The sequence below is a fragment of the Halalkalibacter kiskunsagensis genome (assembly GCF_037027555.1).
GTDB classification, from domain to species: domain Bacteria; phylum Bacillota; class Bacilli; order Bacillales; family Bacillaceae_D; genus Halalkalibacter; species Halalkalibacter kiskunsagensis.
Map to the genome: position 1 here is coordinate 25,571 of NZ_JAXBLX010000002.1, position 16,375 is coordinate 41,945.

General features: G+C 37.8%; 11 protein-coding genes and 2 pseudogenes. 2 read left to right on the forward strand and 11 right to left on the reverse strand.

The genetic code is table 11. From position 1 onward, the window contains the following. Nucleotides 1-418: 418 nt before the first annotated feature. Together SLH51_RS01335 and SLH51_RS01340 are read left to right on the forward strand one after the other, a co-directional pair. Nucleotides 419-634: pseudogene (locus SLH51_RS01335) on the forward strand (IS4 family transposase); the annotation flags it as partial. Between the two features lie 863 nt (nucleotides 635-1,497). After that, nucleotides 1,498-1,737, forward strand: coding sequence for a YczF family membrane protein (locus SLH51_RS01340; RefSeq protein ID WP_335958515.1), 240 nt, complete (start codon nucleotides 1,498-1,500; stop codon nucleotides 1,735-1,737). 14 nt (nucleotides 1,738-1,751) lie between these two features. Here the strand turns inward: SLH51_RS01340 and SLH51_RS01345 are convergent, their stop codons facing one another. The 11 genes and pseudogenes from SLH51_RS01345 to SLH51_RS01400 form a co-directional block, all read right to left on the reverse strand. Continuing rightward, nucleotides 1,752-2,948, reverse strand: coding sequence for a Ger(x)C family spore germination protein (locus SLH51_RS01345; RefSeq protein ID WP_335958516.1), 1,197 nt, complete (start codon nucleotides 2,946-2,948; stop codon nucleotides 1,752-1,754). 19 nt (nucleotides 2,949-2,967) lie between these two features. Continuing rightward, a pseudogene (locus tag SLH51_RS24385) lies at nucleotides 2,968-4,547 on the reverse strand (spore germination protein). Nucleotides 4,548-4,599: 52 nt separating this feature from the next. Further along, entirely contained in the window at nucleotides 4,600-5,718 is a 1,119-nt protein-coding gene (locus SLH51_RS01360; protein WP_335958519.1) for a GerAB/ArcD/ProY family transporter, read from the reverse strand. 1,011 nt (nucleotides 5,719-6,729) lie between these two features. Then, nucleotides 6,730-6,909: a sporulation histidine kinase inhibitor Sda gene (gene sda / locus SLH51_RS01365; protein ID WP_335958520.1), complete on the reverse strand. Its 180-nt coding sequence runs from the start codon at nucleotides 6,907-6,909 to the stop codon at nucleotides 6,730-6,732. A gap of 56 nt (nucleotides 6,910-6,965) precedes the next feature. Continuing rightward, nucleotides 6,966-7,865, reverse strand: a complete 900-nt coding sequence (locus SLH51_RS01370; protein ID WP_335958522.1) for a DMT family transporter — start codon at nucleotides 7,863-7,865, stop codon at nucleotides 6,966-6,968. Between the two features lie 207 nt (nucleotides 7,866-8,072). Continuing rightward, nucleotides 8,073-9,311, reverse strand: coding sequence for a M24 family metallopeptidase (locus SLH51_RS01375; protein ID WP_335958524.1), 1,239 nt, complete (start codon nucleotides 9,309-9,311; stop codon nucleotides 8,073-8,075). Nucleotides 9,312-10,012: 701 nt separating this feature from the next. Beyond that, a complete protein-coding gene (locus SLH51_RS01380; RefSeq protein WP_335958526.1) occupies nucleotides 10,013-11,251 on the reverse strand; it encodes a M24 family metallopeptidase in 1,239 nt (412 codons plus the stop codon). Between the two features lie 87 nt (nucleotides 11,252-11,338). Next, complete coding sequence (locus SLH51_RS01385; RefSeq protein ID WP_335958527.1) at nucleotides 11,339-12,469, reverse strand: sugar ABC transporter substrate-binding protein; 1,131 nt, start codon at nucleotides 12,467-12,469, stop codon at nucleotides 11,339-11,341. Nucleotides 12,470-12,634: 165 nt separating this feature from the next. Beyond that, nucleotides 12,635-13,645 (reverse strand): ABC transporter permease, encoded by a 1,011-nt coding sequence (locus SLH51_RS01390; protein WP_335958529.1) that lies wholly within the window; start codon nucleotides 13,643-13,645, stop codon nucleotides 12,635-12,637. 49 nt (nucleotides 13,646-13,694) lie between these two features. After that, nucleotides 13,695-14,687: an ABC transporter permease gene (locus tag SLH51_RS01395; protein WP_335958531.1), complete on the reverse strand. Its 993-nt coding sequence runs from the start codon at nucleotides 14,685-14,687 to the stop codon at nucleotides 13,695-13,697. Beyond that, nucleotides 14,684-16,213 carry a sugar ABC transporter ATP-binding protein gene (locus tag SLH51_RS01400; protein ID WP_335958532.1) on the reverse strand — a complete coding sequence of 510 codons (1,530 nt, stop codon included), beginning with the start codon at nucleotides 16,211-16,213 and terminating at the stop codon, nucleotides 14,684-14,686. The genes SLH51_RS01395 and SLH51_RS01400 overlap by 4 nt, the downstream gene beginning before the upstream one ends. Between the last annotated feature and the right edge of the window lie 162 nt (nucleotides 16,214-16,375).

A 16,375-nucleotide genomic window follows, 5' to 3' on the forward strand; every position in this document is an offset into this window, starting at 1 on the left:
ATTGTTGCTACAACTAACCCACCAACTACCGGGATGCGGTATACAATATACTATGTGTACACTAAGTAATCAATGTAATTATTTTGAATTGTCAGAATGGTCAACATGGAATTTTCTGCTTTAAGACTTTAACCTTCGATACAAAACGTTTTATTATTGCGGACGCAAAAAAATAAAAGCTAATAATCACTATATGTAATTACTCAACTTTCGCACCTAAAAAAACACGTTCATCCATTGACATTATTACTTCTGTTGTCAGTCATGTATATTCCTTGACACGGTTTTCAATAAATGAAAAAACACTTCGTTCTTTGGTATAGTGAGATTGTCGAGAAATCACTACCAAGCAGAAGAGGTGCCTCTATATGATAGATCAAAAACAACCAAATAATCAACTACCAAAAGAATTAAAATACGTACAATCGGAGGTCTTTTCTTTGACCTTTGTGATGAAATCAATGAACTCGACTGGGCTGTCGCATTGCAGCAATTGTTCGAGCTTCTTGAAGATGCCATCAATAAGACAAACAAAAAAATCCAAATACTAATTAAAAGTCAACTCCAGCACTGGTTTGGCAATTTGCCTAATTATATCAATGCTTATTTGCCAAATTCACTCTGCGAAAGTTGAGGTGTTAATAATAGATAACTAACCAAAACCTACGTAAGCAAACGTTAGAGAATATCACTATTGACTTATAAACGAATTCTTTATCCCTACCTAACATTCTGATCAACGCTCCTCAAAACATCCTTCAGAAAATGAGCTAGATAATCAGATTTTTGTGGGAGTACAAGGTTCTTTGCATAGTAGCCCCAACTGACCCATATCACCTTTACTTCTGTATTTTTGCAAGCGATTATGCCCCGTAGTTAATCACCAACATACAGAACCTCTGATGTTCCTAACCGATGCTCGTAAAGAAACCGATGGATTAATTTATCCTTTCCAAATACCTTATTAGAACAACAGACCTCTACTGTACTCTCTACTTTTTTTGTTGTAACACCCTTTGCTTTGAATCGGCAAGTGGTCCATCAAAATTACATAATTATCCATCATTCTCTCTGTCAATTCAAGCGTATTAAAGATAGCTCGCATAAGATAATTTATCTCAAACCAAAAGTGACACTTTTCTTGTACTAACTACGCAGTTTCATAGCCATCTTTTTATAACAAACAATTCCTTTAATATCGGAGACAATCGACTTCTTGTGAGATATTCATCCAATTTCAGGTTTACTTTCGCGTACATCGCCTTTAATCAAGTGAGAAATCCTTGAAATCTGATTCATGACTAGAAGTCTTCTTATTTCTTTTTTTAAAATAATTCATCTTAGTTTAGGATAAAATAATTCTAAGTTCTTATGTAAGGGAAACTGTAGTATTCATTATACAGACGAGATCGTAAAGACAAGATATCGGTTTTCCGCTGCATTTTCAACGCTTATTTTATAATGAAAGAGTAACCCATTTTAGGGGGCAATATTTTAATGAGAGTATTAGTTGTATTTATCGCTATCTTTTTTGTTAGTATTTCTATGTTGATTGTTGCAGACCTTCTAGCAGGTATGACTTTTCGAGAAGCAATTACTATCTTACACAAGTCGTTTTATGTTTTGACAATAGCAGAGTTACTAATCATGGCAACAGCTTTTACAATCCCTTTTATTATACCTGTATTAACCTTTATAAGACAAAAAAGAAAAGGAAATAAAAGGGAAAGTCGATAATTAGCCTTTTTTCCTTATTCTTTAAGATGATGGGGATTGACTCTCATACCAATGCGTCGAATAAAAGCTTCGACTTTAACACTAACCTCAACTTCAGCGAATATGTCCGGCCAATCTTTTTTTAACTCAGCCCATTCACTAGGTTTTGCCCGCTCTAATTCGGCAGCAAAACCAAAAATATCACTTTTTTTGCTTTTTGCATCACTTACCGCCTTCAAAACATTTTCCTTCGTCAATTCCTCCCATTGAGTTTGAAGCTTTATAAGTGCTTCACGCGTACTCATATCTATTGGACATTGACTTTCTACAATAGCTCCTTCTTCACGTATATGAATAGAATAAACAGGTTGACCATCTTTTACTTTTACTTGAATATCCGTTTTGGAATTCACTAATTCAATCGCAATACCTTCTTTTATTCCTTCACACGCAATATTATCTACTGTACCGTCCATTTCATTCAACACTCTTAAGGTCCCTTTTTCCTCATCGCCATCTATCCAGGAAGCAAGCTTTCCGTCCTTAAATAAGGCAATTCCCTTAAGCTGAAGATAGGCTCCCAACTCTGTTTGTTCCAAGTTAGATTTTAGTATCCCTTGACTTGGATGTCCTACAATTTGAATCCCATTTATTGAAGGCTCTCCTTCACCCATAAGTTTTCTAATCGTATCTGCAATATTTACATTTATAGTTTTCCCAAAAATACTTGAGGAAATATCTACACGTTTATTCAAAGCTTTAGCGGAGATATCCTCTAAGGGTGTTAACATTTTTAAAATAGAAGTCGCATCTGTCCCTCTTGCAACAAGCAATTTTGAGTTAAGTCGTAATTCAGGTGCTCGGTCTAAAAAATCAAACAACGGATCAATTCCTTCTTTCGCCAATTCTTCACCGATAATCACAATTTGAGAATGTGCGAAGAATAACTGCCTTGAAACTTTTTGGGATGCTTTTCGCACAGCACCAAAAAGTGTAGGACTTGTTTCTGAATACACAATTATCGGTACTCCCTCTCCTCCTCCGTTCATCGCAACAGATCCTATACCCGGATTAACTACTTGAAAAGAAACCCGAAATTCATTTGTTTCTGGTACTTTATCAATCCCCATTCCCATCACAATACCTAGATCACTTAGTTCTCTGTTATTCCAACAGCCTATAAGCATTACTGCCAAAAACAATAAGAAAAAAACGAGTACTAATCTTTTCATTGGACACTTTCCTACCTCCTTACTTTTCAGGAGTTTGATTTTTTTCCATAAAACGAGTACTACCCTTTTGACTAGTGAACTCCGGCCTTGAATAAAACATATTTAAAGGTAGACGGAATAGTGTATCTTTCTGATCATCAGAAACGAAAGGAGCAAAAGGAGTCATATACGGAACCCCAAATGAGCGCAGTCCGCATAGATGACCGATAATCATGAGACTTAAAAGAGCGATACCATAGAAACCTAACACTGCGGCGGATGCCATCATAATAAAACGGAGCAAACGAATAGAAAAAGCCATATTGAACATCGGCATCGTAAAACTGCATATTCCCGTTAAGGCTACAACAATCACCATAGCGGATGATACAATTCCAGCTTCTACGGCAGCTTGTCCCAAAACAAGAGCCCCAACAATTGATACTGCTTGACCGATTGCCCTCGGCATTCGAACCCCTGCCTCACGCAAAATTTCAAAGGTAAATTCCATAATTAAAGCTTCAATAAAAGCTGGGAAAGGAACCGCTTCTCGCTGTGAAGCTAAACTCAATAATAGCGCCGTCGGGATCATTTCCTGATGAAACGTAATGGCTGCTATATATATGGAAGGTCCAAATAAAGAAATGATAAAAGCTATATATCTTAAAAAGCGAATAGCAGTTGCCACTTCAAAACGTTGATAGTAATCTTCTGAAGTTTGGAAAAACGTAAAAAATGTGACCGGAGCTATTAAAACAAACGGTGTCCCGTCGACAAAAATTGCGATTCGGCCCTCCAGTAAATTAGCAGCTGTCATATCTGGTCTCTCTGTGTTTAGTAATGTCGGGAATGCTGTATTTGTTTCATCTTGAATTAATTCTTCTATGTTTTCAGATTCCAAAATAAAGTCAATTGAATATCATTAAGTCTGCTTTTTACTTCTTCAACGATCTCATCGTTGGCAATGCCTTTGATGTACATGATTGCGACACTAGTTTGGGTTACATGTCCCACTTTCATTCTTTCTAACCACAGGTTCGGGCTTTTAATTCGCCTACGTACAAGTGAAACATTTGTTCCAATGGATTCGGTAAAACCGTCTTTTGGCCCCCGAATAACCACCTGACTTGATGGCTCTTCAATACTTCTCGAATCTCCTCCTGGTGTATTACAAGCAAGAGCATTACAGCAACCGTCGATTATCAGAAGCGATTCGCCTGATAGAAGCGACAAAATGACACTATTCTTGTCTTTAAGAACCTCAACTTCTCCAATCGTTACTGAGTGTTCATAAAGAAACTCAAATTTTTCTTGGCTCAAAGAAAAGCGATCAAATATTTCTTTATCTGCTTTACTCATTAACGAATTAAGAATAAACTCATTTACCGATTCTTGATTCGTTAATTCTTCAATATATAACACCGCTGCTTGAGTAGAGCTTCCTAATACAAATTCGCGAATAATAATGTCAGAGCTATTTCCGAGGAGCTTTTTAATATATTGAATATTATCATGCAAATTAATAGAAAAAAAATCACTCTCATTGCTTTTTTTCATTCTCTTTTGATTTCTTTCTTTGTCCTCCCTATTATATCTACGAAACCGATTCCAATAATCCATGATTCACCTCCTGGTTCCTAATCTGGTTCCCTTCTTGTCATATAGAGGTATCTTATAGTTTCCTATCAACTTGAAAACCCTTAACCTTTTTTAACCAATGGACGATTAAAAGAAACAATGGGATTATTACACCAAATGTAGGCAATAACCAATGTAAAACAATGAGCCCCTCCTCTGCATGCTCAGGAAAGCTCCATGCCGACATATTGGATATAAAAAGAATCACAACTCCTACCGGGTATGCAAGTTTTCTCTGTTCTAATACTTTAAAGATATCTGCTGCGATAGCCATTGAAGCATAAGCGTATACGGTCATCTTAAAAAAAGCACCAATAATCAAGGTAAGAATGACCAAAGCATCAATTCGTTGAATAAATTCTGCAATATTAACGAAACCAATCGCTGTTAATAAAGGAAATGTCGATCGAGAGTAAATCTCTTCCCCAAGTATTGCTATTTCGACACCATGGGTCCAACTTAGAAACAAACCACTTACCAAAATAGCCAATATTCCAGTTTTTCTTACTTGTTGTACCCGATTGATATTAGGAAAGATCGTTGTGAAGCAAATAAGTTCTGCGAATGGAAATAAAAAAATATAAGGATAAGCAGCTATTAAAGTTGTCTTCCACCTTCCATCTCCAAATACAGGATATAAATTACTTAAGTCAATGATTCCTGAAAAAATCATTAAAACATTGCCTATTACCCCTAAAGAAAAGATAAGAATCAAATAAATTTCCGCTAGTCTAAAAAATACTTCGAGTCCCTTATATAAGATGTAAATGACGACCACAATCATAGCAGCTTCTACTACAATAAGCGGTGTCTGGTCATACGCAGCAGAGACGAGCAAATCGCCAGCTTCGCGTAAGTTTCTAGCAGAAATATAAATAAAAAAACCAATATACAGAAGACTCAGACTCCAACCGATATACGTCCCAAAAACTTTTTTCATATAACCGCTAAGGATTAAATCTGGATACGCCCGAAACAGGTAGTCAAATAATAGGAAGAGTAACACCCCGCCTGGTATAGCGAGAAGAATTGCGAGCCATACTCCTCGCTCCCCTTGAAAACCGATTGGAATAACTAGTGCAGTGCCGAAATTGAATAATATAATCATTGCAAATAATTGGCTCCGGCTAATGACTTCTTTTCCCTTTTTCATTATTTACTCCCTTAAATTTAGTTCTATTTTTACTTTTCCCCCAATTCAAATGGTTTTATTAATAAAATACCAACTGATATAAAGTTTTGTTAAATTTACATATTTAACCATTTGTCTTAACTCCATAAAATACTCACAATTAATTAAAATTTCACAGATTGAGAGTAAGTTAAAGAGACTTAACAGCTTTTAAGTCTTTTTATTCATGCAACGCAATCAGTAGATATGAATACGAATATAAAAAATAGGAATTTATAGCTTCTTTGATAAAGGAGAGTAAGTAATTGGGTTTGTATTTGTATAATCGATGTGATTGTAATCAGAAAAAAGGGAAACTATTTACGAAAGCCTATTTTTACCAAGAACAGATTATTAAGTTTAAACTGGGCACCTGATTATTCAAGTGCTGTTTTTAATTTCCTATATGTATGTAACTGTAGTATCTTCAACAAAACTTGTACTGTTTAAAAGACCACTGTGCAGGTTTATAGCTTTAAGGGTATAGCGATTTCTTCTATTAATTGGTTTGAATTGACATTCTCAGATTCAGACCCTTTCTTAATGTTAGAAATCGCACAGGGAAACGTGCAAAAATTCACTTTAATTTTGTTACCTTAGTTTACAATGCTTCTAATATCTACTAGCTAAAACAATTAAAAAATCCTCTACAACGGTCAAGTATAGATGATTCCACTTATCCATTGTAGAGGATTATCTTTTTGAACTACATGCACAAAATTCTCCAACCATTACATCACTTTCCTAAACTTTTTCTTAGTATATATTCGCTTATATCCGCTGGTTCGGCTTGAGGATTATCCGTATCGCGGCGATATAAGAAGTTTGTTTATTGAATAAAAATACATTGCTTTTTCTTTCTAAATTTCCAGCTGTATCGGATAGCGCTAGCTACCTCTGTTTGTTCAAATCATTATTTTATACCAATTATTGATTAGAGTTCTTGTTGAACCGAAACCGCTAGGCAGCTTATGAATAAAGAAGAGGTACAGATTAATTCTTCATACTTTTCGGCAAATCTCTGGTGGTGACTGGGACTGTTAATTCACAGGCACCATCCCAATCCCTTAGTAGTAATTCAATTTCAAACAATTCAATAAAACTACTTTCTAGATTCATATCAACAGCCTTTTCATATGCTTCTAATAAATCACCATTCGATATTTGCAACATATTACCTCTCCTTAAATTATTTCCCACGATCCAAAATTAAGGGTAGTGACCAGCACCTACATACTGCTCTCTAAATTCTTAGCAGGCTGAATTTTTCTTCTACTAACATGCGTTAACATGGCACTCACCAAAATTAAAATGATCCCAACTTTTTGCATTGGACCAAGAATATCTTGGAATAAGAAATAGCTAAACATGACCGTCACAACGGGTTCAAAAATGCTTAAAAGAGCTGCCTTAGAACTCCCAACCCTTTCAATCCCCATTGCAAAGGTGAGAATCGATACAAAAGTTGAAAAAAAAGCTATTCCAAATATCGCAAACCATCCTACAGAGCTAATCGTTAACGAAAAGTCCTGTCTGACCATTGAAAATAAAAATAACGCTATCGCCGCAAAGCTTGTTACATAAGCAGAACTAAGGAATGGACTCAATTGATTTTGAATCTTTTCCGTTTGTACAATGTAAAGAGCATACACCATTGCAGTACCGAGTGCGCACACGATCCCTAGTATATTAATTTGATTAAAATTTGTACCTAGAATAAAATAAAGTCCAGCTAAGGAAAAGAGGATAGCCATTAATCTAGATATTTCAATCGAATGCTTATACAATAAACTAGTCAAAATTACAACAAAAACAGGATACATATACATCACCATTGCGGCTAATGATACCGGCAGTAAGGAATAGGATGTAAACAAAAGAATAGCCATCAGCGCATATCCTCCTGTCCCCATCATAAATAACGTGATCATTTGTTTTAAAGGCTGTCGATACGGAATTTGTTTGTATAAAATCCAAGACCAAAACAAAAGTGCCGCAATGAAAAATCTAAAAAATAATAGAGTACCAATGCTAACATCTGAAGCGTATGCATACTTTGCAAGGATTCCCATTATTCCAAAGCAAACAGCAGAAAGTAAAACAAGAATCGATCCATACAATTTGTCCAACTAATATCACCTCACAGAGCTATATTTTCTCTTCAAAACACATAACTATTAAAATGAAGTAAGTGGTTGGGTAAAAAGAAGGCACAGATCGGCTGCCACCACTTCATATTGATCGTGGATTACCTATCTGTGCCTTCACAACCTACTATCAATTGATTATTCTTGGTTCAGCTTGATTATTGCAGACGAAACCATACTATGGTAAAATTAGTCTACATATAGGAATCGGTTAAAGGTGTGAAGCGGCTCCAATCCGTTTTTACGTACGATTACTTGGTCCTCTGTACGTACACCACCGATTCCAGGTACGATTAGAGATAGTTCATATGCGAATGTTTGGTTTTCTTGTAAAACATTATCGCAGGCTGGTCCAATCTCTGGAATCTCTTCTTCAGGATCCATTCCTGTTGCATGGGCTCCTGTACGGCCTTCACTAACTTCTACCAAGTACTCAGCTACTCCGTACTTCTGGAAGGCTTCCTTAATGACTCGATCGGCCTCAATTCCTGTCATTCCTGCCTGGATTTTTTGTAAGCAATCTTCATATCCTAGCGAACAAGCTTCCATGATACGTTTCGCTTCATCCGTTACATTTCCATAACAAATGGTACGAGCGTTATCAGAAGCGTAATCATTTACACGAATACCGTAATCCATCATGACAAGATCACCACGGTTAATTGGGCGTTCTGTCGGACGTTTAAATAGTACATCTGTGTGTTCACCTGCTTGAATCATGATGTCGTAAGCGATACTATGTCCACCATTCGCAAACATTGCTGCATAGACTAAAGATGTTGCTTCTAATTCCGTAATTCCTTCACTATCGCGTAATAGGTCCATTAGCATTTGAATCCCTGCATCACTTACCCGAGCTGCACGTCTCATAGAAGCGATTTCAGCATCATTTTTAACAGACTTTAAATTCTCGATAATGTGTGAACGTTGGATATCTGCTTCATAAAGTGCATCATTAATTGGGAACCAGAATTCTAAATCCATAAACGCCCAGCCACTTATTCCTACTTTTTTCGGTTTGTCTTTCTCAGCACGTTCTTTTAAGAATGGAGCCCACTCTGAACGGATTTCTCGGATGTCTTCACCTAGCACCTTCATTGCTGAGCTTCCGTGAGCTGATGGGATCTCACTTGATGGAAGAAATAGGACTGGGTCACGTCCAGGAACTAGGTACATTAGCATCGGCTGCGGGTATACACCATCAATCGTACGATAGTTTACTAACCAACGAATGTTCGACATACGGTAGCAGTCACCAAATACTATTAACGCATCTAAGCCTTCTTCTTCAATTTTTTTGTTCGCAAGTTCGACACGTGCTTTATACTCTTCATTCGCAATTGCTTCACCTGGTCCTTGGAAATGGCCATAACGTACTAATTCTTCAAACCTCTCTGGTATCCATTTTAACGCTGCTTCTTTAATCATATTTTATTCCCCTCTCGCTCTTCTTTTTTTAACTATCATGCATTCTTTCTTCACACTGTAAAAGGAAACGTTTTCAAGTAGCCGTAACAGAAATTTTTTTGTGTTTCTTGTTGTTATGCGCTCTACCTGACTCTTAATTAAGAATTACTATTTTACTAGATCCATTAAGATATTTGATTTTAACCCGCTATAGTTTCTGTAGGATCCCCCCTTTACTTGTTGCTAAAATACTTACTTCTTTCGGCTACATCTATACTATATCTCACATCAGTTATTGGGATAAGTAGACAATCTTTTGTTAGGGGGGATAATAATCTGATAGATGATAATATTCAAACTTTTAAATAACCTAGGCCTTTTTAAGTCTTCAAAATGCTATACATCACACTGGATTTCTCCCTAAAATTAGTGAACGACCAGACCCAAAAACGTCCATAAAAGCTTGTATGTAAGAAAATGATAACGGATGAAAAAAGCACTTGTAAGCCTTGAACACTGTTCCCATAGAATGGATGGTTTATGTCTGTAATAGCACCTTACCAAGCTTTTTAAGATTAAATTTACGGCTAGCAGGGTAAGACAAGTATGGTTTTCTTGGACACTTTAAGGCTTGAATTGCAAAAGGAACAGACCGTTTCCTTCTTTTTTTAGAGAAGAAAACAAATCTGTTCCTGTCTATTGCTAGATTATGAGATTGTAATTTAATCTACATATAAGAATCGATTAAACGTATGCAACGGCTCCAATCCGTTCTTACGTACGATCACTTGGTCCTCTGTACGTACACCACCGACTCCAGGTACGATTAGAGATAATTCATATGCGAAGGTTTGGTTTTCTTGTAAAACATTGTCGCAGGCTGGTCCAATTTCCGGAATTTCTTCTTCAGGGTCCATTCCTGTTGCATGAGCTCCCGTACGTCCTTCACTTACTTCTACCAAATATTGCTCTACCTCATATTTTTGGAACGCTTCTTTAATGATTCGATCGGCTTCAATTCCCGTCATTCCCGCATGGATTTTTTGCAAGCAATCTTCATAGCCTAGTGAACAAGCTTCCATGATGCGTTTCGCTTCATCTGTCACATTCCCATAACAAATGGTACGAGCATTATCGGAAGCGTAATCATTTACACGAATACCGTAATCCATCATAACAAGATCACCACGGTGAATTGGGCGTTCCGTCGGACGTTTAAATAGTACATCTGTGTGTTCGCCTGCCTGAATCATGATGTCATAAGCGATACTATGTCCACCATTTGCAAACATCGCAGCATAGACTAAAGATGTTGCTTCTAATTCCGTAATTCCTTCATTATCACGCAATAAATCCATTAGCATTTTAATCCCAGCATCACTTACCCGAGCTGCACGTCTCATAGAGGCGATTTCCGCATCATTTTTAACAGACTTTAAATTCTCGATAATGGTTGAACGTTGGATGTCTGCACCAGATAGTGCCTCATTAATTGGGAACCAGAATTCTAAATCCATAAACGCCCATCCACTTAAGCCTACTTTTTTTGGTTTGTCTGTGGCAGCACGTTCTTTTAAGAATGGAGCCCACTCTGAACGTATTTCTCGGATGTCTCCTCCTAGCACCTTCATTGCTGAGCTTCCGTGAGCAGATGGAATTTCACTTGATGGAAGAAATAACACAGGGTCACGTCCAGGAACTAGGTACATTAGCATCGGCTGCGGATAGACACCATCAATCGTACGATAGTTTACTAACCAACGAATGTTAGACATACGGTAGCAGTCACCGAAGACAATTAACGCATCTAAGCCTTCTTCTTCAATTTTTTTGTTCGCAAGTTCGACACGTGCTTTATACTCTTCATTCGTAATTGTTTCACCTGGTCCTTGGAAATGACCATTCCGTACTAAATTATCAAACTTATTCGGTAACCATTTTAATGCTGCTTCTTTAATCATTTTTCATTCCCCGCTCTCTCTTTTAAGTTTAGCGTTCTTCAGCTTAATCTACTTTCATTTATAAAAAATTTAATGACATTGTGCTTATTAACGTTTGGTATTAAGAGCCCAATCTGTGTAAGCTTCGAGCGCATCGACGTTATTTTCATCAACAATAACAGTTGGCACATTCTGAACTTTATCGATCGTGTATCCTAGAACTTGATGCATGAACACAGACTTAATAAACTCGCGCCCCATATCAACAGGACCAACATTAACAGTTGCTGTCAGCTTTCCATTTTTGATTGATTCATAACCAGACATGAGGCCATCAGCTCCTACTACGATAATCCCATCTTCACCGTCCCAAAGCTTCATACCTCGACCTTCCACAGCTTGAACAGCCCCAATAGCCATTTCCTCATTCTCTCCATAGATAAAATCTACATCAGGGTTAGCTTGAAGCAAGTTTTCAGCTGCCTGCATTCCTTTATCTCGAACATAGTCTCCACGTTGTTCCCCAACAATTTCTAACCCAGGATACTGATCGATCGCCTCAAGGAAACCATTTTTTCTTGAGGTTGACCAATGTCCAGGTAATCCCCAAATTAATAGAATTTCCCCTTCTCCATTTAACTTTTCAGCTGCATACTGACCTACTAGATAACCTGCTTGATAATGATTGTTATAGCTGATGACCGAAACGGCTTTCAGTTCGTCCTCATCCCACATCTCAGCTGGCATATTAAACATATAAATCATGGTTCCTTCTGCCATAGCCTTTTCATAAACGGCGTTCATTGAATCAAAGTCACCTGCTGAACTTACCAAAATGGCATCATAGCCTTGTGAAGTCCAATTCTCAATTGTTGCTACTTGTGATTCTACAGACTGATGCTCAGACGGTGCAGCCATTTGGAATTCGATTTCCACACCAAATCTATCGCTTAATTCATTCATCATCGTATTAGCACCGTGCTCAATAATATCATAGAATTCAGAAGCCGCCGGCGGTGCAAAGCCAATTTTAAGTGTAGTGCCTTCAGTATTATTTCTTACTAGCTCTGCAAATTGATTATCTCCCCATTGATAAACAGCACCTGATGATGTAGCAGCAGATGAGTCACTCTCTGTTGTACTATTTGCTTCAGACGTACTATCACTACAACCTGAAACCATAATAATTGCTAACAGAGCTAATACTAACAATTTCAAACCTGCATTTTTAATTACCACTTTTTTCGAACCTCCTAAAATTTATTTGATATGCTGCCATTTACTTGTGGTTATTCACCTCCTTTCAAGTAACACAGCATGAGTTTTTAGCAAATATTCTTTCATCTTTGTGAATAAATAAATAAATAAATATTGATTATCATGTTTAGCAAAACCATATATCATCTATGCCTCTGCTTTTTCTACCTTCTTTCTATTAAATAGATTTGTCACAATCGGCACAGCTACGGCAAGAAGAATAATCAACCCTACAACGATCGTTTCCCAATATGGATCTACGTTTTTTAGGTTCATGGCATTTTTGATAATAAATAATAGAAATGCTCCAAGTGCCGTTCCGATTAAAGTACCTTTTCCGCCCGATAAAAGCGTTCCACCAATAATCGCCGCTGCGATCGCTTCTAATTCATACCCTTTTCCCATTTCAGGATGGACGGTCGTGAGTCGTGAAGCCAAGAGAATACCTGCAATTGCAGCTGTCAGTCCAGATAAAGCGTAAACTTTAATCGTCACCTTATCGACTTTGATTCCAGATAGACGTACAGATTCTTCACTGCTCCCAAGAGCTAAGACATGACGTCCGAACTGCATTCTACGATATAGCAACAGGAGTCCGATAAGTAACACAATGGCGATAATGACTGGAAATTGAATACCTAAAATACGTCCTTGACCGAAAAAGTCAAAATTGCTATGCATATACCCCCTAAAAGGCACTGCTTCAGTCCAAACATAAAGGATGCCTCGCAAGATAATCATCATTGCTAACGTCGCAATAAATGGAGATATCCTTAGTTTTGTAATGATAAGACCATTCACAACTCCTATTATGATTCCTACAACAAGGGCTGCTATAATGGCTATCGCAATATTTACCTCTTGTGCAAGTAACCAGGCGGTCATACCGCCACTAATCCCAACTGTTGATCCAACCGATAAATCAATACCTCCCGTTGACAGGACAAAGGTCATACCAAAGGCCAATATCATAACGAATGAGGCTTGCTGAAGAACATTTAAAAGATTAATAGAGGTAAAGAAATGTTCTGAAGCAAATGACATCACAATCATAATGATGACAAGAACCGAAAATAAACCTATTAGGTGTCGATCGATTTTTTGAGGCAATTTGAAAGCATTTTGCCTATCAACGATTTCTAGACTTTTATTCTCCACGTTTGTACCCTCCTTAAGAAAACTTTTATTTTTTCTCGTCGTTTACCATTTAACTTTTTCTTGCCATATAACGTTCAATACCGACCGCAATAATGATGATTACACCCGTTATAATTAAACGATAAAATTGGTTAACTGCTAGAAGATCGAGACCATTTAGTACAAGAGCTAGGATCAGGGCACCAATTGCTACACCAACTACACTAGCCTTTCCTCCAAACATACTAGTCCCACCAATAACTGCTGCAGCAATCGCTTCCAATTCATACCCATTTCCCATAAGCGGCTGGACGGATGTAAGACGCGATGTGAGAAGAATGCCTGCAGTTGCAGCCAATAATCCTGATACAGCATATACTGATATTTTGAGTTTATCAGTGGAAACCCCAGATAGACGCGCCGCTTCTTCATTAGTACCCAAAACAGAAACGTACCGCCCAAAGCTTGTTGAATTATAAACAAAGTAAGCTATCACAAAAATGATAAATGTGATCAATACAACCGTAGGAATTCCCAGCACTGATCCTTGTGCAAGAAATGCAAATTCAGGTGTTGCAAATCCCCTAATCGGATCTTCCTTTGTGAGAAGCATTAACAAGCCTCGTGCTATATAAAGCATCGCGAACGTAACTAGAAAAGCTGATACTTTTAATTTCGTAATAATGACTCCATTTACTACCCCTATTATTAATCCAGTCAAAAGTCCGGCTAAAATCGCAATCCCCATGCCGGAACCGCTCATCATCATCCAACCGGTAATCCCTCCAGAAAGACCAAGGATGGATCCTACTGATAAGTCAATACCTCCAGTTGCAAGTACAAACATAACACCTAAGGCAATAAGCATGATAAACACGGATTGCACAAATAAGTTTGCTATGTTGTTGACCGTTAAGAAAACGGGTGACGCTATTGAAAGAAAAAGAAACAATGCGATTAGGAGTACCAGCACTCCAACTCCATCACGTGAAAAAAGCATTAGTAAATTTTTTTTCAAATTCGTTTCCACTTTAGAATTCGTTTCTACTTTAGAATTTATCATGCTTTATGACCTCCCGAAGCGTAAAACGTAATATTCTCCTCTGTAGCTTCTTCACGTGAAAACTCATGGGCAAATTCCCCTTGATGCATGACATAGATCCGGTCAGCAAGCCCCTTTAGTTCGAGCAGATCTGAAGAAACCATGAGGATTCCTCCTCCATTAGCTACAAATTCTGACATCAAGTTATAGACTTCAACTTTAGCCCCAACATCGATACCTTGTGTCGGTTCATCAAAAATTAGCACTTTTGGTTTTGTATACAACCACTTAGCTAAGATGACTTTCTGTTGATTTCCTCCGCTTAAAAACTTGACTTTTTGTTTTTCAGAAGGAGTCTTAATACCTAAACGCTTAATATAATCCTTAGCTATTTGTACTTCCTTCTTCTTATTTATTACAAATTTCATTGCTACAACTTTATTAATAGAAGTAATCGTGATATTTTTACTTACCGACATTCCTGTTAATGCCCCATGTAATTTTCGGTTCTCAGGCAAAAGCCCAATACCAGCCCGGATTGCATCGCGCGGTGACCGAATCCGAAATTGTTTCCCACTAACAGATACGGATCCTGACCTAATTGGATCTGCCCCCATCACAGCCCGGACCGTTTCCGTTCGACCTGAACCAGCAAGTCCAGCAATTCCAACAATTTCACCTTCTCGGACATGAAAGTTGATGTCTTTCAAAATTCCAGGTCGACTTAAATTCGAAACTCGGAGAATTTCTTCACCAATTGGTACTGTCTGCTTTTCGACAAAATTGGTTATCTCCCGCCCAACCATCAATGAGACAAGGTGATCGACACTTGTTTCATCAGCATTCACAGTTTTAATGTGTTTCCCGTCACGCATGACATGAAAACGATCGGTAAACAAGAATAGTTCATGTAGATGATGAGATACGTAGATAATCGAAACTCCTTGCTCTTTCAAAGTATGAATAAAGTCAAACAGTACATCTCGTTCTTCTTCAGCTAGAGACGCTGTCGGCTCATCCATAATGACAACTGAAGCATTCACCGAAAGCGCTTTCGCAATTTCGATTACGCGGTTTTTCAGCGCGCCCAGTTCTGAAACAGGCCGATTCAGATCCTCAACAGTAGAAAAGAAATTTCGATAAAGCTTCTCCGTTTCTTGATACATTGTCTTCTCGTCCAAAAGTTTTACGGCACCGCCAAGGAACGATTTAACAACCTCTCGTCCAAGGTAGACATTTTCTACCGCCGTTAAATGCTGAGCAAGAGAAGGTTCTTGAAAAATAGTACTGATCCCTAATGCCTGAGCATGCTTGGTATCTTGTATTTCTACTTTCTCTCCCCGAACCCGTATTTCACCGCTGTCCTTCTGATAAAGACCTGATAAAATCTTGATTAATGTTGACTTGCCTGCACCATTTTCTCCTACCAGTGCCAGCACTTCCCCTTTCCTCACTTCTAATGACATATTGTCAAGAGCTCGAACACCAGGAAATCCCTTATTGATTCCTGTCAACGAAATAAGGACATCATCGTTCTTACTTGCCATCTGCAGCCCACACTCCTTTCTCATTTTTGTTCAGTGTACGCGGGAATTTTGTCCTATCAACGAATAGATTTAATCCAACAATAATTTTCGACATTTCTCCACTTACTAGATTGGGATTGTTTCTTTGTTTCTGTAAGAAGTTCTCCCATTTTGGCGTTGTCT